At 37.5% G+C, this 21,348-nt stretch carries 22 protein-coding genes and 1 pseudogene; 14 read left to right on the top strand and 9 right to left on the bottom strand.

From position 1 onward, the window contains the following. Positions 1–182: 182 nt before the first annotated feature. The 7 genes from LV704_RS08190 to LV704_RS08220 all read right to left on the bottom strand — a co-directional run bounded on the left by LV704_RS08190 (position 183) and on the right by LV704_RS08220 (position 7,400). A complete protein-coding gene (locus LV704_RS08190; protein WP_163420852.1) occupies positions 183–836 on the bottom strand; it encodes a 3-oxoacid CoA-transferase subunit B in 654 nt (217 codons plus the stop codon). 2 nt (positions 837–838) lie between these two features. Beyond that, a complete protein-coding gene (locus LV704_RS08195) occupies positions 839–1,540 on the bottom strand; it encodes a CoA transferase subunit A (RefSeq protein WP_163420851.1) in 702 nt (233 codons plus the stop codon). A 99-nt stretch (positions 1,541–1,639) separates the two neighbouring features. Continuing rightward, positions 1,640–3,964, bottom strand: coding sequence for a transglycosylase domain-containing protein (locus LV704_RS08200; RefSeq protein WP_163420850.1), 2,325 nt, complete (start codon positions 3,962–3,964; stop codon positions 1,640–1,642). 5 nt (positions 3,965–3,969) lie between these two features. After that, the gene (locus LV704_RS08205) at positions 3,970–4,458 is read right to left on the bottom strand and encodes a gliding motility lipoprotein GldH (RefSeq protein WP_163420849.1); all 489 of its coding nucleotides are present in this window, start codon (positions 4,456–4,458) and stop codon (positions 3,970–3,972) included. Further along, a complete protein-coding gene (locus tag LV704_RS08210) occupies positions 4,448–5,608 on the bottom strand; it encodes a regulatory iron-sulfur-containing complex subunit RicT (RefSeq protein WP_163420848.1) in 1,161 nt (386 codons plus the stop codon). Before LV704_RS08210 ends, LV704_RS08205 begins: the two co-directional genes overlap by 11 nt. Positions 5,609–5,709: 101 nt before the next feature. Beyond that, complete coding sequence (locus tag LV704_RS08215) at positions 5,710–6,741, bottom strand: rhodanese-related sulfurtransferase (RefSeq protein WP_163420847.1); 1,032 nt, start codon at positions 6,739–6,741, stop codon at positions 5,710–5,712. Between the two features lie 248 nt (positions 6,742–6,989). Next, entirely contained in the window at positions 6,990–7,400 is a 411-nt protein-coding gene (locus tag LV704_RS08220; protein WP_163420846.1) for a hypothetical protein, read from the bottom strand. A 105-nt stretch (positions 7,401–7,505) separates the two neighbouring features. Between LV704_RS08220 and recA the strand changes: the two genes are divergently transcribed. From recA to LV704_RS08250, 6 genes are all read left to right on the top strand, one after another. Further along, a complete protein-coding gene (gene recA / locus LV704_RS08225; protein WP_163420845.1) occupies positions 7,506–8,513 on the top strand; it encodes a recombinase RecA in 1,008 nt (335 codons plus the stop codon). A gap of 95 nt (positions 8,514–8,608) precedes the next feature. After that, entirely contained in the window at positions 8,609–9,037 is a 429-nt protein-coding gene (locus LV704_RS08230; RefSeq protein ID WP_233782176.1) for a hypothetical protein, read from the top strand. Between the two features lie 48 nt (positions 9,038–9,085). After that, on the top strand, positions 9,086–9,616 hold the full coding sequence (locus LV704_RS08235; RefSeq protein WP_163420844.1) for an RNA polymerase sigma factor: 531 nt from the start codon (positions 9,086–9,088) through the stop codon (positions 9,614–9,616). An 11-nt stretch (positions 9,617–9,627) separates the two neighbouring features. Then, positions 9,628–11,214: a hypothetical protein gene (locus LV704_RS08240; RefSeq protein ID WP_163420843.1), complete on the top strand. Its 1,587-nt coding sequence runs from the start codon at positions 9,628–9,630 to the stop codon at positions 11,212–11,214. 147 nt (positions 11,215–11,361) lie between these two features. Next, positions 11,362–12,399 (top strand): 7TM-DISM domain-containing protein, encoded by a 1,038-nt coding sequence (locus tag LV704_RS08245; protein ID WP_163420842.1) that lies wholly within the window; start codon positions 11,362–11,364, stop codon positions 12,397–12,399. After that, positions 12,357–13,199 carry a sensor histidine kinase gene (locus LV704_RS08250; RefSeq protein ID WP_163420841.1) on the top strand — a complete coding sequence of 281 codons (843 nt, stop codon included), beginning with the start codon at positions 12,357–12,359 and terminating at the stop codon, positions 13,197–13,199. The genes LV704_RS08245 and LV704_RS08250 overlap by 43 nt, the downstream gene beginning before the upstream one ends. Positions 13,200–13,208: 9 nt before the next feature. On the opposite strand, the gene LV704_RS08255 is transcribed toward LV704_RS08250, so the two are convergent. Beyond that, on the bottom strand, positions 13,209–13,958 hold the full coding sequence (locus LV704_RS08255) for a 1-acyl-sn-glycerol-3-phosphate acyltransferase (protein WP_163420840.1): 750 nt from the start codon (positions 13,956–13,958) through the stop codon (positions 13,209–13,211). A gap of 56 nt (positions 13,959–14,014) precedes the next feature. Here LV704_RS08255 and LV704_RS08260 point away from each other — a divergent pair, with 56 nt between their 5' ends. Then, complete coding sequence (locus LV704_RS08260; RefSeq protein WP_163420839.1) at positions 14,015–14,257, top strand: GlsB/YeaQ/YmgE family stress response membrane protein; 243 nt, start codon at positions 14,015–14,017, stop codon at positions 14,255–14,257. Positions 14,258–14,311: 54 nt separating this feature from the next. After that, entirely contained in the window at positions 14,312–15,280 is a 969-nt protein-coding gene (gene trpS, locus LV704_RS08265) for a tryptophan--tRNA ligase (protein WP_163420838.1), read from the top strand. Here the strand turns inward: trpS and LV704_RS08270 are convergent. After that, positions 15,277–15,639: pseudogene (locus tag LV704_RS08270) on the bottom strand (DNA-protecting protein DprA); the annotation flags it as partial. The gene trpS and the pseudogene LV704_RS08270 sit on opposite strands and share 4 nt — an antisense overlap. Positions 15,640–15,678: 39 nt before the next feature. Here LV704_RS08270 and LV704_RS08275 point away from each other — a divergent pair. The 6 genes from LV704_RS08275 (at position 15,679) to LV704_RS08300 (ending at position 20,849) form a co-directional block, all read left to right on the top strand. Continuing rightward, complete coding sequence (locus LV704_RS08275; protein ID WP_163420837.1) at positions 15,679–17,349, top strand: recombinase family protein; 1,671 nt, start codon at positions 15,679–15,681, stop codon at positions 17,347–17,349. Positions 17,350–17,899: 550 nt separating this feature from the next. Next, on the top strand, positions 17,900–18,145 hold the full coding sequence (locus tag LV704_RS08280) for a hypothetical protein (RefSeq protein ID WP_163420836.1): 246 nt from the start codon (positions 17,900–17,902) through the stop codon (positions 18,143–18,145). A 102-nt stretch (positions 18,146–18,247) separates the two neighbouring features. Continuing rightward, entirely contained in the window at positions 18,248–18,565 is a 318-nt protein-coding gene (locus tag LV704_RS08285; protein WP_205597858.1) for a hypothetical protein, read from the top strand. A gap of 12 nt (positions 18,566–18,577) precedes the next feature. Beyond that, a complete protein-coding gene (locus LV704_RS08290) occupies positions 18,578–18,904 on the top strand; it encodes a hypothetical protein (RefSeq protein WP_163420834.1) in 327 nt (108 codons plus the stop codon). Then, positions 18,885–19,796: a helix-turn-helix domain-containing protein gene (locus LV704_RS08295; protein ID WP_163420833.1), complete on the top strand. Its 912-nt coding sequence runs from the start codon at positions 18,885–18,887 to the stop codon at positions 19,794–19,796. Before LV704_RS08290 ends, LV704_RS08295 begins: the two co-directional genes overlap by 20 nt. Before the next feature lie 465 nt (positions 19,797–20,261). Then, the gene (locus LV704_RS08300) at positions 20,262–20,849 is read left to right on the top strand and encodes a hypothetical protein (protein ID WP_163420832.1); all 588 of its coding nucleotides are present in this window, start codon (positions 20,262–20,264) and stop codon (positions 20,847–20,849) included. The last annotated feature ends 499 nt before the right edge of the window (positions 20,850–21,348 follow it).

The following is a 21,348-nucleotide window of genomic DNA, read 5'->3' on the forward strand; positions in this document are numbered from 1 at the left end:
TAGACTTGAATACTGTCTTCCATAGATGTTTGGTTTAATTTGGGTGCCATGATGTAAATTTTTATGGTGTTAATTTGGGTAAAAAAATCGATAAAAGCAAATATAACATCGACGTACTACCAAAAACAAAAAAATGTTGTGAAATAATCCAATCTTGTGGTAAACAAACTAATCGGTATTTACTATACCTCCATTTCAGGTATTTCTCCTTCCACCAGTAGTTTACCATCTGTTGCTTTTATAATGGTATCCACAGCAACTCCAGGGGCTCTTTCCAATAGTTTGAAACCTTCTGTTGTAACTTCCATAACAGCTAGATTGGTCACTATTTTTTTTACACAACCAACCCCCGTTAAGGGAAGCGTACATTTTTTCAACAGTTTGGATATTCCAGCCTTGTTGGTGTGCATCATGGCAACTATAATATTTTCAGCAGAAGCAACAAGATCCATGGCCCCACCCATTCCTTTGACCATTTTACCTGGAATCTTCCAATTGGCAATGTCCCCATTTTCAGCAACTTCCATTGCTCCCAAAATGGTCAAGTCCACATGTTTTCCCCTTATCATACCAAAACTCATTGCAGAATCAAAAAAAGAAGCTCCCGGAAGGGTCGTTATCGTCTGTTTTCCCGCATTTATGACATCTGCATCTTCTTCTCCTTCAAAAGGGAAAGGGCCCATCCCAAGCACGCCGTTCTCGCTTTGAAACTCTACACTGATATCATCCCGAACAAAATTCGCAACCAAGGTGGGGATGCCAATACCCAAGTTCACATAATATCCGTCTTTGACTTCCTTTGCAATTCGCTTTGCTATTCCGTTTTTATCCAACATATCTATCCTTTTTGCCTAACGGTTCTTTGTTCTATTCTTTTTTCATAATTGGTGCCTTGAAAAATACGCTGTACAAATATTCCTGGTACATGTATTTCATTGGGATCTAAGCTTCCTGCCGGTAAAAGTTCTTCTACCTCTGCAACGGTAATCTTTGCCGCACCGCACATACAAGGATTAAAATTGCGTGCGGTTCCCTTAAATATAAGATTCCCTGCCTCATCGCCTTTCCATGCCTTTACAAATGAAAAATCTGCTTTAAATGCTGGTTCTAACACATGCATTTTCCCATCAAACTCCCTAGTTTCTTTTCCTTCAGCTACTTCGGTTCCATAGCCTGCTGGAGTATAAAAAGCGGGGAAGCCAGCTTGTGCAGCTCTACATTTTTCTGCAAGCGTTCCCTGCGGAGTCAATTCAACCTCCAACTCACCACTCAACATCTGCCTTTCAAATTCATCATTTTCACCTACGTAGGATGAAATCATTTTTTTTATCTGATGTTTTTGTAATAATAAGCCTAGTCCAAAATCATCAACTCCTGCATTGTTAGAAATACAGGTAATATCATTTATCCCCAACTTCACCAATGCTGCAATTGCATTTTCCGGAATTCCACATAGTCCAAAACCGCCTAACATAAATGTCATCCCATCGGCCACTCCTTTAAGTGCACCTTCTACATTCGGAACTGTTTTTTTAATCATCTGTTCTTATCTTTTCTAATGGATTGAAATTACGATTTAAATAAAAAAGCCCCAAGATATAAATGCATCTTGGGGCAAAGTTTTTAATATGATTGAAGATTAAAATCCGACATCTTCTAAATCGTCCTCAGTATCCAAATCGTCTTGAAGATCCTTGAGCACTTTTGTACAGTCTACGTTAATCGACATATTTTCTGGTTTTTCAAAAGCGTCTTTGGAAACTCCCAGTTCTTCGTTTTCATAATTTTGTTTCATATACATAGCCCATATGGGTAACGCCATTGACGCTCCCTGGCCGTAGGCAAGTCTTTTAAAGTGAATGGACCTGTTTTCTCCGCCTACCCAAACACCTGTTACCAAATTGGGCACCATTCCCATGAACCAACCATCACTTTGGTTTTGTGTAGTACCTGTTTTACCAGCAATGGGATTGGTCAATTCATATGGGTATCCTGTAATAACTTCTTTGTATACGTCCTGGTTTTTGGCAAAAGAATGTCTTAACCTACCTCCAGAACCATATTGGGTTACTCCTTCCATTAAATTTACCATGGCATAGGCAACATCTTTACTTAAAACATCTTTTGTTTTGGGCACATATTCATAGAGTACAGCGCCATTCTTGTCCTCTATTCGTGTTACCATAACCGGCTTTACATAAACTCCTTGGTTTGCAAAAGTTCCATATGCCCCAACCATTTCATAAACATTGACATCTACTGTTCCCAATGCTATGGAAGGAACTTCTAGAATCTCTCGGGTGAATCCCATACTTTTTGCAATTGCCACCACAGAACTAGGCCCAACTTTATCTATTAATTGAGCTGTAACCGTGTTCACAGAGTTGGCCAATGCATTCTTCAATGTTAAATTCTCCCCAGAGTATTTTCCATCTGAATTCTTTGGACACCAAGCTTCCATGTTTCCATGTTTTAAGGGCTCTATGCAGTATTGGTTGTCAGGAAGGGAATCGCATGGAGAATACCGCAGCTGATCAATAGCCGCAGCATATGCAAAAGGTTTAAAGGTTGAACCCGCTTGTCTGGCTCCTTGGATTACATTATCGTATTGGAAATGCTTGTAGTCAACACCTCCCACCCATGCTTTTACATGACCTGTTTGAGGTTCCATGGACATCATGGCTGTTCTTAAAAACGTTTTATAATACCTAATGGAGTCCATGGGGGTCATTATAGTATCTTTTTCAAAGGAATCGCTGTTCCAATCAAATACCGTCATTTCAGTTTCCTTTTCAAATGACTCCCTTATTTCTTTTTCTGTTTTACCCGCTTTGGTCATGATTCTCCATCTATCTGAGCTCTTCATTGCACTGCTCATAATGGTATCTATTGCACCTTTGGTTAAATCAAGAAAAGGTGCTGTACGGTTTCTATCTGGGGTATTCTGATGAAAAAACTCGGCTTGTAGATTTTTCATATGTGCTTGGACAGCATTCTCAGCATTCTGCTGCATTCTGGAATCAATTGTTGTATAGATTTTTAATCCATCCAAGTAGATATTGTAGTTTTCTCCGTCTGGCTTTGGGTTTTCCTTTACCCATTTGTTCAACCAGCGTTGCATATACATTCTAAAATAGGTGGCCAGTCCTTCCCTATGAGACTCCGGATTAAAATTGATATTCATTTTAAGTTGCTGAAGCGAATCTTTCTCTTTTTCAGAAATGTAATCATACTTGGCCATTTGAGATAGGACCGTATTTCTTCGGTTAAAAACCAGTTCTTCCCTTCTTAAAGGGTTGTATAGCGAAGAATTTTTGAGCATCCCAACAAGGACTGCAGATTCTTCTATCTTTAAATCTGTTGGCTCTTTTCCAAAATAAATTCTGGCAGCGGAACGTATCCCATCCGCCGCATAGCCAAAATCATAAATATTAAGATACATGGCTATTATCTCTTCTTTGGTATAATTGCGTTCCAATCTAGTGGCAATGACCCATTCCTTTATTTTTTGGGTATACTTTGTCCAGTCTTTTGCCCGTATTCCTACAAATAGCTGTCTGGCCAATTGCTGAGAAATAGTACTTGCGCCACCTTTAGAACCTAAATAGGCAAATGCCCTTATGGTTCCCCTAGCATCAATCCCTGAATGATTATAATAACGTGCATCTTCTGTAGCCACAAGTGCATTGACCAGGTTCTGCGGAAGCTTTTCAAAAGAAACCGGTGTTCTATTGTCATCTAGATAAAGCTTACCTAATGTTTCCCCATCTGAAGAAATAAACTCTGTGGCAAGATTGGTCTGTGGGTTTTCCAAACGCTCAAAAGTGGGCATTTCACCAAACACTCCCCATGAAGCCAAAAGAAAAATCAGTATAATTAAGAATAAACCAGATCCGAAAAGAATCCAAAACCACTTGATGTATGTAAAGAAACCTTTTTGCTTCTTTTGCTTAGCCTTTGTCATTGTTCTTATTGAGTGCTTTTTTCAATTTCTAAACCAACGTCCGTAATGCCATCCAACACATAAATACCATCTACATCTCCATTTTTGCGCATGGCATGGGAAATACTTACTCTATATACGCCAGAATCACTGAAAACGACTTTTTCTTGAAACCATAATTTATTTTCCTTAATGCTCCCAAGCCCTTTCCCCAGCCACTCGCCATTTGGCTCGGCCATCTTAAACTCCAAAGTGTCTTTCAATGTATTTCCATTGGGATACTCCAATTCTGTTATCAAAAAAAGATTATTGAACTGGAAGGTATTATCATTTCTAATGTTGATGAACATATTATGCGTCTGAATGGAATCCAAATTTGAAAATTCAAAATTTACTGGATTATCAATTCTCCATGATCCGTTCTCCATTGCCTTGTAATCTGAAAAGGTCAGATTATTATTGCATGAAGCCAGGGATAAAGAGAAAACCAAGACAATGAGGAATTTATTGTGCATTGGAAGAAGCTTTTGGTTTATTTTTTCTTCTTTTTTTATTATTTCGTTTCTTTTTTCTAGGCCTATCAAATCTGGTAAGGCTATCTTGACCTACCACATTTTCGAAGACCATTTTTTCTTCGCTCACATTGTCTTGGGCGTATTCTTCCAAGCTGGCAATCTTTTCATTCTTTTTGTTGATTTCCAGAATTTCCAATACATGGTCTTTCCCCAAAGCATGCCAAGTGGCTGGGTCATCTTTATAAGAAAACCACAATGTTTCTTTAAAAATATCCGCTTTTTGACAAAAGGCTATCCCCTTTTTGGTCATGATCTTGCTGTCTTGAGGCGGAAAGTCATTCAACGCTTCAAGGTACATATCCAACTCATAATTGAGACAGCATTTTAATTTACCACATTGCCCGGCCAATTTTTGAGGGTTTAGGGCAAGTTGTTGGTACCTGGCAGAGGCTGTGCTTACAGACCTAAAATCTGTTAGCCAAGTAGAGCAGCAAAGTTCCCTCCCACAAGATCCTATCCCGCCCAGGCGTTGAGCTTCTTGACGATATCCTATCTGGCGCATTTCAATTCGGATACTAAAGGCTTTTGCCATATCCTTTATCAATTGCCTAAAATCTACACGGTCTTCAGCGGTATAATAGAATGTTGCTTTTGATCCATCTCCTTGAAATTCAACATCGCTAAGCTTCATTTGAAGTTTTAATGAAATAGCAATTTCTCTAGATCTTTTCTGAATTTCAGGTTCTTTGTCTCTGCATTTTTGCCAAATGTCTATATCTCTTTGAGATGCTTTCCTATAAATCTTTGGTATTTCATTATCGCCTGGTGCAACCTTCTTTTTTTTCATTTGCACTTTTACCAATTCTCCGGTAAGCGTTACAATTCCAACATCATGTCCAGACTTTGCTTGCGTAGCCACAACATCCCCTATTGCCAAAGAGAGGTTATCCGCATTTCTAAAAAACTCTTTTCTACTATTCTTGAAACGTACCTCAACACAATCAAAAGGTTTTTGACCGTTGGGTAGCGACATATTGGAAAGCCAATCAAAAACTGTTAGCTTATTACAACCATCAGTGCCGCAAGTACCATTGTTCTTGCAACCACGCGGTTGTCCATCCTTGCCGGTTGAACAACTGCTACATCCCATATTTTGTATCTTGATTTAAAGAAATGATAACCATTTCCTTAAAAAAGGGTTCATAAATAACTAGTTGTAAATATAGCACAAATTGTCTCAGAAGAGAAATGCTACTTTTTATACTTTAATACTTCTGATCGCCCTTTTTTAAAAATTTTGTTGCTTGCTTTTTTGCCTTTACGCAATGCCTTTTGTTCCTCAAATGGCAAAGAGTGGGTTTCCTTGCAATCTATGGAGCAACAGTCCTGCATAGTTTCAGCACATGCTTCACATTGTATAAAAAGCAGATGACATGCCTCATTTGCACAATTGACATGGGTATCACAGGGTTTTCCACATTGATGACAATTAGAGATAATGTCTTCAGATATGCGCTCTCCTCTTCTATGGTCAAAAACAAAATTCTTTCCTAAGAATTTGTTCTCCAAATCTTGGTTTTTGACCTGACGCGTGTATTCGATAATACCTCCTTCTAATTGGTACACATTTTTGAAGCCCTTGTGTTTATAATACGCACTCGCCTTTTCACATCGAATTCCACCGGTACAGTACATGACCAATTTTTTATCCTCCTTGTGTTCAGCAAGGTCTTTTTCAATAATGTCCAGGGAATCCCTGAAGGTATCCACATCTGGGGTGACCGCATTTTTAAAATGCCCTATTTCACTTTCATAGTGATTGCGCATATCTACCAGAACGGTTTCTGGGTCTTCAATTAGTTCATTGAATCTTTTCGCCCCTACATGGATTCCCTTGTTTGTGACATCAAAGGTTTTATCATTCAATCCATCCGCTACTATTTTTTCACGAACCTTTACCTTCAGCTTAAGAAATGATTTATTATCCTGTTCTATCGCAATGTTAAGGCGCACATTTTCTAAAAAAGTGATGCTATCCAAATGCTTTTTAAATGATTCAAAGTTTTCTGCAGGAACTGACAGTTGCGCATTGATCCCCTCAAGAGCCACGTAAATTCTGCCCAGCACTTCTAATTCATCCCAATGGATAAATAGATGGTTTCTGAAAATTCTAGGATTTGCTATATGTGCATATTTGTAGAAAGAGATGGTAAGCCGTTCTTTACCGGCTTCCTCAATAAGTTTTTCCCTTTCTTTTGCACTTAATGTATTGTACAGTTGCATGCTATACCAATAGTTTAAGTTAAAGAATAGTCTAAATAATAAAACGGATGCAAAGGTAAAAATTCTTCATTCTTAAAAAGAAAAAGGCCCCTTAAATTTAAGGGGCCTTTTTTACCACATGTTTCTTTTCATAGCGCAAATTTCCCTTTTGCCTTGTGGCCGCAAATTCCAGAATGGAATCCACTATTTTGTTTATTCGAGTTAGTACTGTGTAGATACCGTCTTTTAAAAAGGTTGCGTAACTGCTATTACCCACCAAACCCACAGATGGGTGTTTCTGGCCAAATAGCAGTCCTATTCGTTACTTTTTCACTTGCAATGAAGTCTCTTTCTTGGCTGTTTGTATAATCTATGTAACCTAAAAAATCACCAGAACAATCAAGGACTTCTGGAGGCAGTGAATTACAGAAAGGACAACAGTTTCCAAAAACAAACACTGTTTCGCCTTGATAATTTCCTTTAAAAACAAAAAGATAATCTTTGACAATTGATGTGTCGTTGACAAGTAATTCTATTTTTTCCTTAATTACAGTTGAAGGGTTTTCTCCACAATTTCCTTCAATTATTCCTGACAATGAATTAGTATCAATGGTATTATCCTGATCCTTTGAGCAAGAAAACAAAACTACCAGCAGAACAATCAACATGTATCTTTTCATTGGTTGGTGTTTTTAGTTAGAAGATTTCCTTCTTTTAAAAAGGTTGCGTCCCTTTTGCCGTATGTAGAAAGAAATGGTAATTTAGCCTTCCTAATAACGAGAACAATGAGCAACGAAAAAGAAGCAAAACTAAAAGCCTTAAAGCTTACACTGGATAAATTGGATAAGACCTACGGAAAAGGTGCTGTCATGAAAATGGGAGATAGCGTAGTTGAAGATGTTGAGGTGATTCCTTCTGGATCGTTAGGACTAGATATTGCCTTGGGCGTAAGCGGTTATCCAAGAGGTAGGGTTGTTGAGATTTATGGCCCAGAATCTTCTGGTAAAACTACATTGACGCTACATGCAATTGCCGAAGCTCAAAAAAATGGAGGTATTGCTGCTTTTATTGATGCAGAACATGCTTTTGACCGTTTTTATGCTCAAAAATTAGGCGTAGATATAGACAACCTTATTATTTCTCAACCAGATAATGGTGAGCAGGCATTGGAAATAGCAGATAACCTTATACGATCAGGCGCTATTGATATTGTTATTGTTGATTCTGTTGCCGCACTTACTCCAAAAAGTGAAATTGAAGGAGAAATGGGAGATTCTAAAATGGGACTTCATGCCCGTTTAATGTCTCAAGCATTGAGGAAATTGACTTCTTCAATCAGCAAAACCAATTGCACTGTAATCTTTATTAACCAATTGCGAGAAAAAATTGGGGTCATGTTTGGAAATCCGGAAACTACCACGGGTGGAAATGCGCTTAAATTCTATGCTTCCGTACGTTTAGATATCAGGAGATCTACACAAATAAAAGATACAGACGGAGCTGTACTAGGGAACAAAACGAGAGTCAAGGTGGTAAAGAATAAAGTTGCACCTCCTTTTAGAACTGCAGAATTTGACATCATGTATGGAGAAGGCATCTCTAAAATTGGAGAAATCCTTGATCTTGGGGTAGCCTATGAAATTGTAAAGAAAAGCGGTTCTTGGTTTAGCTATGGAGACACAAAGCTTGGTCAAGGAAGAGATGCCGTAAAATCACTACTTGCAGACAATCCGGAATTATCCGATGAATTAGAAGCAAAAATTAGAGAGGCCATTAACGCAGTTAACGCCTAAATCTCGCCTGGCTTATATTCCAGTTTTCCTTAGGTTGTGAAAATCCTACGCAACCCTTGTATATACATTTCATCTAAGGGTTAAAAAAGATTTTTATGATGAAAAAGGGAATTGTGCTATTTATTCTTTTGGGGATAAACCTATTGGTTACCTCCTGCGATTTGGATGATGATGGCCAAAACTTTCATTTTACAACACTTGCTGGAGTAGAAGCTAATTTTCCTGACTCTTTTGAGCTAAATGAAACGTATGACATAGAGGTCACTTATCTTAGACCCAATGGATGTACTTTTTTTGAAGGGTTCGATGTGGTCAAAACAGGGGAAACAGACAGGGATGTGGTTGTAATTGGTTCCGTATTTACGGACAATGATACTGCTTGTACAGAAGCGATAGAAGAAGTTGTCGCCATTTTAAAATTCAATGTGATTTTTACAGGAGAATATCATTTTAGGCTTTATGCAGGAATAGATGAAAATGAGGACGCGGTTTATGTAGAATATACAGTTCCAGTAGTTCAATAATTACCGTGCCAACAAACTTAATATCAACAATCCAAAAATGACCAACATTTGGATATTGAAGAGCTGATACATAATTGTAAAAAGGGCAAACGACAAGCGCAAGCTGAATTATACCGGAAATATTCCAGTATTCTTTTCGGTATGTGCCTTAAATACTCCCGTAATAAAACTGAGGCAGAAGACAATCTGCACGACAGTTTTATGACAATTTTCAACAAAATAGAGCAATTCAATTTTAATGGTTCTTTTGAAGGTTGGATTAAACGAATCACAGTAAATACAGTACTACAGAAATACAGAAAAGAACAACATCTAAATGTGGTTTCTGAAAATGTTGGTGAAGAAATAGATGTAGACGTAGAGCAAGCAGATATAAGCCTGAGCACGTTATTGGGATACATTCAAGAGTTGCCAAATAAGTATAGGTTAACATTCAACCTGTATGTTTTGGACGGGTATAGCCATAAAGAAATAAGTGAGATGTTGGGGACATCCACTGGAACTTCAAAATCTAACCTGGCCAGGGCCAAAATGATTTTAAGGGAAAAAATAGAAAAAGAAAATATAAACATTGCTTAAATGATTTAAGAATGGGGAAAAAGGATTTAGAGCAATTGTTCAAAGAAACCTTTAAAGAGTTTCATGAAATTCCAGAAGAAAAAGTCTGGAGTTCCATTGAAGATTCTTTGGACAAAAAGAAACAAAAGAAAAGAGTTATTCCAATATGGTGGAGCCTGGGAGGGGTGGCCGCGCTATTGGCAATTTTATTTTATGTTATCAATCCATTTGATAAAGCAACTAATGATGGAGAAATCATTATTACAGAAACCAAAGACAATACTGTTCCTTTTCAGGAAGACAGTGTAATCAAGGAATCAGAAAAGTCCAACCAAGAATCACAATTGAATAACACAGAGAAGTTGGCGGAAACATCCAATGAAAATAATGAAGGTGCCGAAGGTGGTTCGGTAACAGACACTGAAAAAGATGCTGAGAATTCTATCATCAGAAATCAAAGCGTAAAATTTCAAGAGCAGCAAATAACATCGAATACAAAAGAAGAAGGAATTAAAAACAAAGAACCATTAAAAAATTACTTGACGCAGGACAATAAATCAAATGTTACCAAGAATGCAGATCAGAACGTTACTGTAGCAAGTACTGAAGGAATTAAAAACAGAGAGGAGAATTCTGAACAATCTGATATAATAAGTCTTTCCAATGAGAAAAAATCTGACGCTATTGCAACAACTCAGAAAGAAGACAATTACAACGTATTCCCTTCAGATAAAACTCAAAAAGAAGTAGTACAAGAGGAAAGAGTATTGGAAAAGATCACAGAAGATGGGGCTGTCGCGCAAAATGATGAAGAAAGTGAAAAACGATCAATTTTTGAAGTGATTAAAGAACAGGAAGAAGAAGTCATTGCTGAAAATACAAAAGGAAAATGGTCTGTTGGGCCCTCAGTTGCTCCTGTTTATTTTAATGCCACTGGTGAAGGTTCTCCTATTCATTCCAATTTTGCATCGAACTCAAAATCTGGAAATGTCAATTTAAGCTATGGTGTTACCGTTGCTTACAATGTGGGCAAAAGACTTAAAGTGCGTTCTGGTATCCACAAAGTTGATTTTGGCTATGACACCAATGAAGTGTTATTCTCTTCTTCCCTGGAGGGTTCTACTAACGAATTGATCGATAATATCAGTTACAGTCAAACTTCTAGAAATCTTGTTCTACAAAGCAAGAACAGTGTGCCACGGGAAGCTGCAACGAACGATGCCTTTTTGGAACTGTCAGCTAATGAAAGTCCCGCTTTAGATGGTAAAATGGTGCAGCAATTAGGCTATATAGAAGTGCCTTTAGAACTGAACTATGCCCTCATTGATAAAAAATTTGGGGTTAACCTTATTGGAGGAGTCAGCTCTCTTTTCCTTGTGGACAATTCTGTTTTATTAGAATCAGAAGGCTTGGTTACAGAAGTAGGTGAAGCAAATAATGCAAACTCTGTAAACTTTAGCACTAATGTAGGGGTTGGTCTTAATTATGAGTTTTCTCCAAAAGTGGAGCTTAATTTGGAGCCTGTTTTTAAATATCAATTGAACACCTTTTCTGAAACCGCTGGCGCATTTAGACCATTTTCAGTTGGCGTTTATAGTGGTGTTACTTTTAAGTTTTAGTTATATAAAGAAGTTGGTTAGGAAGGTTGCCCCTTTAGGCAATCAATTAAACACCCCACTTTTTGGGGTGTTTTTTTATAGGCATTATCTGACCAAGAATAGTAGGAAGTATCTCAACTATGAGAATTCCTTACTTTTAATTTAAGTATGCCTATTAGATTAAGTGCTTTCCTAATTCCTATATTTCTTGTAATATCCTTTTTAGGTTTTGGACAGGAACGCAACGTTCTGGAAACTTTTGAAAAAGAAATTCCATTTCATGTATTTGAAACACAGGACAGGAATTTAGACTTTAACCATATTCTAAACTCCAAGAACAGATTTAATGATCCGAGCGTCTTTACAGAAAAAACTGATCCAGACCATGTATACTGGATAAAACTGGACTTTGAAAATCTGCTTTCCAATGACACCTTAGACAAAGATTTCTACTTAAAACTAAATACTTTTGATTATGGGGAAGTTTTTTATCAAGCAGATGGCGCCACTTCACAAAAACCCATAGGACAATTTGAGAAAGAACGCATAACCAAGAAAGTAAATTTTTCCAACTACCTATCATACTTCCATATATACCCCAAAGATTTGTTCGATGGTCGTTTTCTTGTGTTGCAAATCAGACGTGTTACCTTTAAGGACGAAGTAAAAAACTGGCATTTCACACTTCAGAACCTCCACCCGAATATCTCCCTCGATACAAAAAGTGTAACCCAACAAGTGCCCTTTCTTTTCTTTACAGGTGTTTGTTTTATTATGTGGTTTTTTTCCCTTTCAATGTATGTTTTTAGGAAAAATCGGGAATTTCTCCATTACTCACTATACCTCGTCGCTTTATTTGTTTACTTAACAGACAGCCATTTTAACGTTCTAGAATCATTTCTAAATACGAATTCTTCAGGATACTATTGGGTGCGTCAGAGTTTTCTATTCATATCATACGTTTTCTATGCGTTCTTCATTATTTATTACCTGAACACCAAAAAAAATTATAAGATTCTCTATACCCTTTGTTTATGGGCAGTAGTTTTAAACGTTGCCATTATTGGCTTAATGGGTGTTTTTTACGTATTTGATTATTACAAGGGTTTGATTTTTGTTGTTTCCAATTGCCAGAAGCTGTTGAACATATATGGCTTAACAGCTTGTGTACTATTGTTGTTTTTGCAACTATTGCCCTTGCTCTAGGAGGGCTGGCCCGTTACTATTGGGCTGCCCCAGAAGATGGCTTACATCTTGATAGCCTTTATTATATGATCATCGGATCGTCCATCGAAGTGATCATATTTGCATTTGGTCTTAACTATAAGGCCAATACAGAATTTAGGGAAAATTTTAGGCTCAAGGAGGAAGCCCTGGTCAATAAAACCAAAGCGCTTAGAGCACAAATAAATCCGCATTTCATTTTTAATTCTTTAAATTCCATTCAACACTTGGTAACGAAAAACGATAAAGTTTCTACTTTAAAATATATATCAAAGTTTGGTAGGCTAACCCGGAATGTTCTTGAAAATTCAATCGACACCGATGCAATATTGGGAGAAGAAATTAAAATACTTGAAGACTATTTGGAATTGGAATCGCTCCGTTTTGACAAAGCCTTCTCCTTTAAGATTAATGTAGATCCAAATTTAGATGTTGAAGATGTTAAAATGCCTTCTATGATATTACAGCCCTTTGCGGAAAACTCCATTGTCCATGGATTGCTGCCAAAAAAAGATGGTGTTAAGGCGCTTACAATTAATTTTAAAAAAGGGAATGGTGTTGTTATTTGTGAAGTAGAGGACACCGGTGTTGGAAGAGAAGTAGCAAAAAAAAGAATACATACTTATCAAAAAGAAAAGAAATCCAGAGGATTGGAGGTGACAAAACAACGTTTGGAGTCTTTTGGTGAAGCTTTAAATCCCTTGGAGATAATAGATATACAAGATATCAATGGCAATGCTTTGGGAACAAAAGTGATTATTAGAATTCCAATAACTATCTAATTGAATTAATCAACTGCGTTCCGGATCTTGAGCCAACGCTTTCAAAATAACTTCTCGTACCTCTTCCCGCAAGGTGGACTTATCTTCTTCTCCTAAAATACCCGTTTCAAAAAACTGATGGACTTTTGCCCTTATTACACCTGGGGCTCCACTTAAAAATGTGAAGGAAAAGCGTTTTTTGTTATCATAAAACGTAATTGGAACAACTGGGATTTTATGCGCTATGGCCATTTTAAAAGCGCCATCTTTAAATTCGTCCAAAGTAATATGTTCTTCGGGCACTCCTCCTTCAGGAAAAATACAAATACTCAATCCTTGATCTAATCTTCTTTGTGCCCTTCTATACACGCCAGTTCTGCTTTTAACACTGTCTCGGTCCACCAAAATACAGACTCGCTTATAGAAAAAACCAAATACCGGAATCTTCACCAATTCTTTTTTGCCCACAAATACAAAAGGGTTTTTGCTCACCACAAGCATGAACATTATATCCAACATGCTGGTATGGTTGGCCACTAGCATATAACTTTTGCCTTTTACCATCCTTTGTTCTCGCATAATTTTGGGAAAACATCCCATTCCATATAGGATGGTTTTGGCCCAAAGATTCCGAGCTAACCAAAAGAATTGTTTATAGGTTTTTTCAGAAAGTGTGGTCAATAATAAAAAAGGGAAGAAAACAAAAATGGGAAGCGCCACCAGCATATAAAACCAAATTCTGTATAAACCATATCCTATGTTCTTCAAAAAAGAATGCATTCGCCAAAAGTAGAATTTTTGAATATCTTTATTGGAATAACCAAAAAATCTTAAAAATGGGATTACTATATGCTTTATTGATTGGGGCCGCTGCGGGATGGCTTGCTGGTAAAATTATGAAAGGTGGTGGCTTCGGCGCACTCATTAATATTATACTCGGTATCGTAGGAGGTATGGTGGGTAATTGGCTATTTGGTGTTTTGGGAGTTCACATAGGTTCTGGAATTGTCGGAGACTTAATCACTGGGGTTATTGGAGCAGTTGTTGTTCTCTTTGTTGCTGGGCTCTTTAAAAAATAAGTTCATCTTTTTTTATCCCATTCGGATGCTTACATTTACGGGCAAAAATTAGGTATGGCCCGAATTTTAACCGGAATTCAAAGTACAGGCACTCCCCATTTAGGAAATATTTTGGGGGCGATTATTCCTGCCATTCAAATGGCACAAGATCCCAAAAATGAATCCTTTCTTTTTATTGCGGATATGCATTCTCTTACCCAAATAAAGAATGGGGAAGAGTTGAGAAATAATACCTATGCAACAGCAGCTACCTGGCTAGCCTTTGGCTTGGATATAGAAAAAACCGTTTTCTATAGACAAAGCGATGTTCCACAGGTAACAGAGCTCGCATGGTATCTAAGCTGTTTTTTTCCATACCAGCGCCTAACGCTGGCACATTCCTTTAAAGACAAGGCAGATCGATTAGAAGATGTCAACTCAGGTTTGTTTTCGTACCCAATGTTGATGGCGGCCGATATTTTATTGTACGATGCAAATATTGTTCCCGTAGGCAAAGATCAGTTACAGCACCTTGAAATGACCAGAGATGTCGCATCAAGGTTTCACAATCAATTAGGGGAAACTTTCGTAATGCCCGAAGCCAAGGTACAAGAAGACACCATGTATATACCAGGCACCGATGGCCAAAAAATGAGCAAGAGCAAGGGGAATATTATAAACCTCTTTCTACCAGATAAGAAATTACGCAAACAGCTCATGGGTATCCTGACCGACAGTATTCCCATGGAAAAGCCTAAGGACCCAGCTAAGGATAATGTTTTTGCTTTATATAAAATCTTGGCATCGCCAGAACAAATAGAGGAAATGAGCGCTAATTATTTAGCTGGAAATTATGGATATGGTCATGCCAAACAAGCACTTTACGAGGTCATCCTAAACAAATTTCAAGAGCCTCGTGAAAAATTTGAGTACTACATGAACCACTTAAATGAGGTGGATGAAGCCTTGGCCATTGGAGCAGAAAAAGCCAAAAAAGTAGCCGATGGGGTTTTGGATAGGGTTAGGGGGAAATTAGGGTATTAAATCGCCTCGAACAATTTACCTGGTAAAGGACGTATAACACTTTTCATTTCCATATTAAAAAGCGTGGACGATGTTCTAAAAATGGGCAGATTGCACTCCAGAGCAATGGTATCCAGTAACTGTTTACCATTCAATTGTAAGTAAGAATAGATAGCTTGTTCTGTTTCATCCAATTCTACAAACAGTTGTTTTTGAATAGTAGTTTTCTTTTCTTTTTCTTCCAATTCCCACCCCAATAAATAAACCAATTCCGCTGCCGAAGTGAGCATATGAGCTTTTTGGCGTTTAATCAAGTCATTGCATCCTTTACTATACTTATCTGTAGACCTTCCCGGAACGGCAAATACTTCTCTATTGTAGCATAATAAATTTGGTATATTGCAGTTCGTATATACAATATGAAGGCAGTAATATACATACGTGTAAGTACCAAAGAACAGGACGAGCAAGGCCAGATAGATACCTTGTCCAGTTATGCAAAAAGCAAGGGCCTAAATATCACTAAGACCTTTCTTGACAAAGTAAGTGGCTACAAAATAGAATATGGCCACCGAGAGCAGTTCAATGAAATGCAAGACTATATTGATACGAACGATATAAAATGTATTGTGGTATCAGAAATCAGTCGTATTGGAAGGAAGCTGATTGAAACCTTAAAGTTTATTCAGCATTGTACAGATAAAGGTATCTGTATTCATATAGTGAAAGACAGCATCATTACCATCAATAATGATGGAACTAAAAATTGGATGTTAGATATAATGCTTCCAGTATTGGGTTCTATGGCACAAATGGAGAGTGAGCAGTTAGCTTACAGGGTCAAATATGGACTTAATAACAGATATAAAGACGGAAGAGGTTTCAATGCTCGTATTGTTGGTTACAAAAGGGATAGTGAGGGCAGGCCAATTATTGATCCTGAACAAAAACACATAGTCAAAGATATTTTCAAGCAGTATTTAGAACATCGTAGTCAGTACACAGTGGCCAATTATGCCAATAACAAATATGGACACATTAAACGCTTTACTGAGGGTGGAATACGTAGTATGCTCCGAAACGAAATCTACATTGGCAAATGGAAGATAGCGGAATATGTCAACGAAGTTGAGCCAATTATACCTGAGAATTTGTTTTATGATGTTCAGGACATAATGGACAACCGCAAGCGCACCAACCTTGGGAACAAACACATAAATCCGTTTGCAGGAATATTGAAATGTGAAAACTGCAATACGCTGATGCGGCAATATGTAGCCGACAAACCTCAACATAGACTTAACAAATATGGATGCCCAAATAAGAAATGTAATTCCAAGGCAGTTAGCCGGACACACTTAATACATCAGGTAAAATTCATTTTGGAACGTTACCACAAGGCAGAAGGATTTGAAAAGCAAAAGGCAAAGGTCAAGGAAAAGTTGACAGTACTTGAATCCAATAAAAATGAGATTGAGAAAAAGATAGGTAGTACCAAAAAGCGTCAAGATAAATTGTTGGATAGTATGTTGGATGGAACTGTGCCTAAAGAACAATACAAGTCCAAAAATGATGATTTGGAATCCATTAAAAACAGGGAGTTGAACCGTTTGGATACCATTAATATAGATATTGCGAGTGCGGAAAAATTTTTAACGGGGGATATACCCACAAACCAATTGGAATCCCTTGCCGATTTCAAAGACGTTGTTCAAAAAAGTGTCAAATATGTTATAGTCGGGGAACAATTCGTAAAGGTGAAAATAAAAGGAGGTTTTGATTACATACTGCCCATTTACAGACTTGGCAAACTTCAAAAATTCAACAACGGTAATCTTAAAATGGGAGTCGATAAGAATGTAGAAACAGATATGCTGACCTTGATGGAACTGCTGTCCGATAACCAAAGACATACCCCCGAAGAACTTCAGGAAGCAATGCGACAACAGGCAAAACATAATGATGCATTGGAACAACCATACGACCCGTTAGAACACGGAATACTGATTACCAAATATGAGAAAATGTATTCTGAAGAACTTATGGAATACATAAAGGAATCTGGCCTTGATTACCTTTTGAACGACTAAAATTCTACCCCTCCAAACCAAACGTTCCTCCTCTCCAAGTTGAAAACAATCCCGGTACGGCGATACGCTCTGTTTTTCATCTGACCACATCGTCCAAATCTATTTTTGGTATGGTAATACCACTCTTCAAAAGATAACGACATACATCGTCGTATTCTTCCTTACTCCAATTTCAGGGTAGCGTAACCCTGCCAAGCACGGCCTAAAAACTGCATGACGAAAAATCATCCCAATACCACCCTTAAATCATTGTGCTATAAATGATTGGGTGTTGGGTAATTGGAAAAGTGCGTTGAGGTAAGGGTAAAAGACGCATTCAGGTTACGCCTTGAACTTTTCATAAGGCCATAAAACCCACGGCTAGGAACAATATCCGGTACCTCATCCAGCTAGACGAAAGATCACTTCCAAAACACTTGGTAGCCCAACAAAAAGAGGACTTGTTGAAAATCTATACCGAAAAGTGGTTCTGACAGCTTGGGTAAAAGACGCATTATGTTTTTTACTCATCAGGCAAGTACCCCCCTAAATATTAAAACCTACATTCAAAATGAAAACAATACAAAACCTAAATCTACATCTAGTAGTTGAAGCCAAGGCAATTCGATTCGTACAATATCTGCAACGGCACAACGGGTTTGTTGAACTCACCAAGAAGCAATTAACGGCAGAATACGGAAGTAAGTACAGAAAGTTTCTTGACCCGTTAATAAAAGCTGGAATTGTGCAAGTTGACCACAGCTACAGCAGTTATCTACAAATCGGCAAAAAGTACAGAGCCACAAACTTAACCTAGTATAATACAATAGTCCGCCTAAACGCAAAAAGTCAGGCCTTCGCAATCCCTTCTTTGAAGTTTACGGGCGGACTATTATTTAATTAAATCACAAGAAGAAAAATGAACGAATTAGAAAAATTTCCCCTGAAGATCAAGATGACCAGCGTACTGGCGAACCAAGAGCTTGACGGCAACGAGAAAATAGTGTTGCTAGCACTCTTTATGGATCATAAACGAAAGTATAGCAAGAAGATCACCCGTATTAGCGAGGATAAATTTGAAAAAGACACAGCTATCGATTGGGAATTATTATTGCAGGTGGTCGAAGGGTTACAACAAAAGGAGTTGATTGTAATAGAAGGTACAGGGGTCAATCGTTATTACAGACTCAACTACGAACTATTGGAAAAAGAGGGTTTAATCCAGATGAAAAGATAAAATCAATATAGCATGGGAAAATTTATGTACAAGACAAAACGTTATAATTCCAAATTGGAATTGATGTCCGAAAATAATTTAACACCCGAACGGTTTAAATCCTTAGAGGCTATGGGTCGAATCCAAAAAACCACAGAGGATGATATGGTAGACTTTGCAGGTGTTCACATTGAACAGAAAAATAAATACAAGTACAAAGGAATAGAATACCGTGATATGGCACACGTTTGTAATTCGCTTGGCTTTAGCCGTAGGAAGTACAGCGCACTAAGAAAATCAGGGCAGATAAAAAGTATCAATAACCAAAACGTCGAGACCGATGAACACAAAAAAGTATAAAAGGAATCCAAAGCAGAACTTCAAGGTAAATTGGAGCGAGATTATTGTAAGTGATAAGCTTAACAGCAATGAAAAAATGCTGCTAATGTATATCCTAAGGCATCATAAAAATCATTGTAAATTCGATTACAAAAAGCTGTTCAACGCTCAAATTTGTAAGGACTTGAATATTAGCAAGCCCACTTTGAATACGCATCGCAAAGGATTAGAGGATAAAAACTTCATTGAGGTTAAGACCAAAATGAACGGCAGACTTGTCAAGCTTTCCAGAGAAAATCGAAAGAGTTCACCGCTTATCTATCAGCCAAAATTTGCCAAGTTGAAGAAGTTGAACCTCATTAAGGAGGAGAAAAGTTCTTTTAAGGAAACCTACGATAAAAAGGCAGGTAATGCTTCATCATTGAAACTTAGCAACGGACAGGATATTACATACACAGACCTTTCCAAATTAAGTGACACTAAATTGTATTGGATAAAAATGCATGGTAAGTACGAAAACCGTAATACCAAAGCTCTTAAGAGCACAATAATTTCGATACAGCGTTCCTATCAACGGCATAACCAGGAAGCAGGAAAAATAGTGAGTAGATTGTTCTACAAAGAGGGAGAACGCTCTTATTTCACTGTGCCTCCTGCTGGAGAATTACCAAAAACTAATGGTTCAGAGGAAAGTAATGATAATAAAACCAGTACCATTATAACTGTCGAGAGTAAACCCGAAAGCAATAAAAGTGAGTCGGATAAACAAATGGATAAGTATTTGGAAAGTGTATCAAATAAGAGCTCCGAGCCAAAAGACGAACCTATGACAGAAGAAGAGCAAACGGAAAAAGCTATGGTCGAGGCGGCTGCTATGGTTGAATCGATAGAACATAATAGAAGGAGGAGATAAACCAGTATAATTTCAGCATTTGACATCAATTTTTAAAATTGCTGGAAACATCAGTAAAATTTATGCTTTGCAAGATTGATAGTAAAGAAATTTTACTTCTATTTTGTTTTAAAATCTTTGCAAATCCTAGTATTTACTGACACTTTCCAGTTTGCTAGTAAAGATTCTTTACATAATTATACTAACGTATAATAGTATATTATATATACGCCTTACGGCGATATATTGAATACAAAGTAGTATCCGTAAAAGTTTTTAAACTCAGTTGTAAACGAAAAAGAAGAAATGATTGGCAAAGGGGAGGCACTGAAGGTGCCGAAACCATTTGACAATTCATTTTGGATTAACGATGTACAACAAATTGAGTGGTGCGCCCGATTTTTCTAAATGAAAATTTCGGGTGTTTTTATATCAGATCGGCAGATAAACTAAGCTGCCAACAATTAATTTTAAATCATAAGAAGAATGAAAGATTTTAGAAGAAAGGTCATCAAGACCAATGAAATCGAAAAACAGAATTTAATCAAGGAATTTGGCAATCTGTCCAATAATGTAAATCAGCTTAAACTGGATTTAAACGCCAAGTTAGATCCTACCTTTAACCTTGCGGACGTGGTGGACTTCATTGAAAATCCAAAATCATTGGAAACTCTTTTCAAAGAGGTGGAAAAATCCGCCATAAAGCAAAGGGCAAAGAATCAGGGCGTAACATTGGCTCAGCTAGAGCAGCTAGAAAACGTGGAGCTGAACAAACAGCAATTGGACTTCCTAGCAAGAGCCAATAAGTTAAAAGGCTCTAATCTGTTTGCAAAAGGAATGACAAGTGAGGATTGGCTGGTCAACAATGAAATAAAAATAACTGAAAAGGTGGATGAGGTGTTCACAGCACTCACCACCACTTATACATCCAGTGAACAGGCCAATGATAGATTAGAACTGGTAGAGCTATTTAATAGATATATAGACAAGTATGGTGATAGCCATACAATCAAAAGAATCCTTACCAGTGGCAACAGACCAAACTTGGACTTTATCAATTACGGCATACAATAAATCTTCTTCTGTGATTAAAATGGTATCGGAGCCTTTGACCCTCTGGTGCTTTTTTCATGTTAAGGAAGCGCATAGTTAATTCTATGCGCTTTTTTTGCGCATTGCTCACCAACTATACCACAGGCCGGACAACGGCGAACGTAATCGTCTGAAAATTCCGACTGGAAGGAAGATAGATGTACACTTTGCCAACGATGCAATTTTTCACCCGTGGAAAGAAAGTCCGTATTACGGCCACTTTAGTCTATAGTTACAAATACAACATTCTGTTCAATAAGTAACAAATATCACAACGTGCGAAAGCCGATTATTGCCAGTAAATTCCAAAAAAATTCGGGAGCTTTTTTGATTTTTTAGCCAAGAAAATTAGCTGACTCAAGGAAAAAAGACGTTAAAAATCGGAGCACTCCCAATTATTGATACAGACGATAACAGCGTATCAAATGCTCAAAAGAGGTGTACATACCAAATTCACAAAAAACAGATGCAGGGCGACTAA

Origin of the sequence: Flagellimonas sp. CMM7 (assembly GCF_021390195.1) — a bacterium.
Lineage (GTDB): Bacteria > Bacteroidota > Bacteroidia > Flavobacteriales > Flavobacteriaceae > Flagellimonas.

Excerpts from the sequence above, each read along its gene's own strand:
- LV704_RS08190 (WP_163420852.1), bottom strand. The coding sequence starts at position 836 with ATGTTGGATAAAAACGGAATAGCAAAGCGAATTGCAAAGGAAGTCAAA.
- LV704_RS08195 (WP_163420851.1), bottom strand. The coding sequence starts at position 1,540 with ATGATTAAAAAAACAGTTCCGAATGTAGAAGGTGCACTTAAAGGAGTG.
- LV704_RS08200 (WP_163420850.1), bottom strand. The coding sequence starts at position 3,964 with ATGACAAAGGCTAAGCAAAAGAAGCAAAAAGGTTTCTTTACATACATC.
- LV704_RS08205 (WP_163420849.1), bottom strand. The coding sequence starts at position 4,458 with ATGCACAATAAATTCCTCATTGTCTTGGTTTTCTCTTTATCCCTGGCT.
- LV704_RS08210 (WP_163420848.1), bottom strand. The coding sequence starts at position 5,608 with ATGGGATGTAGCAGTTGTTCAACCGGCAAGGATGGACAACCGCGTGGT.
- LV704_RS08215 (WP_163420847.1), bottom strand. The coding sequence starts at position 6,741 with ATGCAACTGTACAATACATTAAGTGCAAAAGAAAGGGAAAAACTTATT.
- LV704_RS08220 (WP_163420846.1), bottom strand. The coding sequence starts at position 7,400 with ATGAAAAGATACATGTTGATTGTTCTGCTGGTAGTTTTGTTTTCTTGC.
- recA (WP_163420845.1), top strand. The coding sequence starts at position 7,506 with ATGAGCAACGAAAAAGAAGCAAAACTAAAAGCCTTAAAGCTTACACTG.
- LV704_RS08230 (WP_233782176.1), top strand. The coding sequence starts at position 8,609 with ATGATGAAAAAGGGAATTGTGCTATTTATTCTTTTGGGGATAAACCTA.
- LV704_RS08240 (WP_163420843.1), top strand. The coding sequence starts at position 9,628 with ATGGGGAAAAAGGATTTAGAGCAATTGTTCAAAGAAACCTTTAAAGAG.
- LV704_RS08245 (WP_163420842.1), top strand. The coding sequence starts at position 11,362 with ATGCCTATTAGATTAAGTGCTTTCCTAATTCCTATATTTCTTGTAATA.
- LV704_RS08255 (WP_163420840.1), bottom strand. The coding sequence starts at position 13,958 with ATGCATTCTTTTTTGAAGAACATAGGATATGGTTTATACAGAATTTGG.
- LV704_RS08260 (WP_163420839.1), top strand. The coding sequence starts at position 14,015 with ATGGGATTACTATATGCTTTATTGATTGGGGCCGCTGCGGGATGGCTT.
- trpS (WP_163420838.1), top strand. The coding sequence starts at position 14,312 with ATGGCCCGAATTTTAACCGGAATTCAAAGTACAGGCACTCCCCATTTA.
- LV704_RS08275 (WP_163420837.1), top strand. The coding sequence starts at position 15,679 with ATGAAGGCAGTAATATACATACGTGTAAGTACCAAAGAACAGGACGAG.
- LV704_RS08280 (WP_163420836.1), top strand. The coding sequence starts at position 17,900 with ATGAAAACAATACAAAACCTAAATCTACATCTAGTAGTTGAAGCCAAG.
- LV704_RS08285 (WP_205597858.1), top strand. The coding sequence starts at position 18,248 with ATGAACGAATTAGAAAAATTTCCCCTGAAGATCAAGATGACCAGCGTA.
- LV704_RS08290 (WP_163420834.1), top strand. The coding sequence starts at position 18,578 with ATGGGAAAATTTATGTACAAGACAAAACGTTATAATTCCAAATTGGAA.
- LV704_RS08295 (WP_163420833.1), top strand. The coding sequence starts at position 18,885 with ATGAACACAAAAAAGTATAAAAGGAATCCAAAGCAGAACTTCAAGGTA.
- LV704_RS08300 (WP_163420832.1), top strand. The coding sequence starts at position 20,262 with ATGAAAGATTTTAGAAGAAAGGTCATCAAGACCAATGAAATCGAAAAA.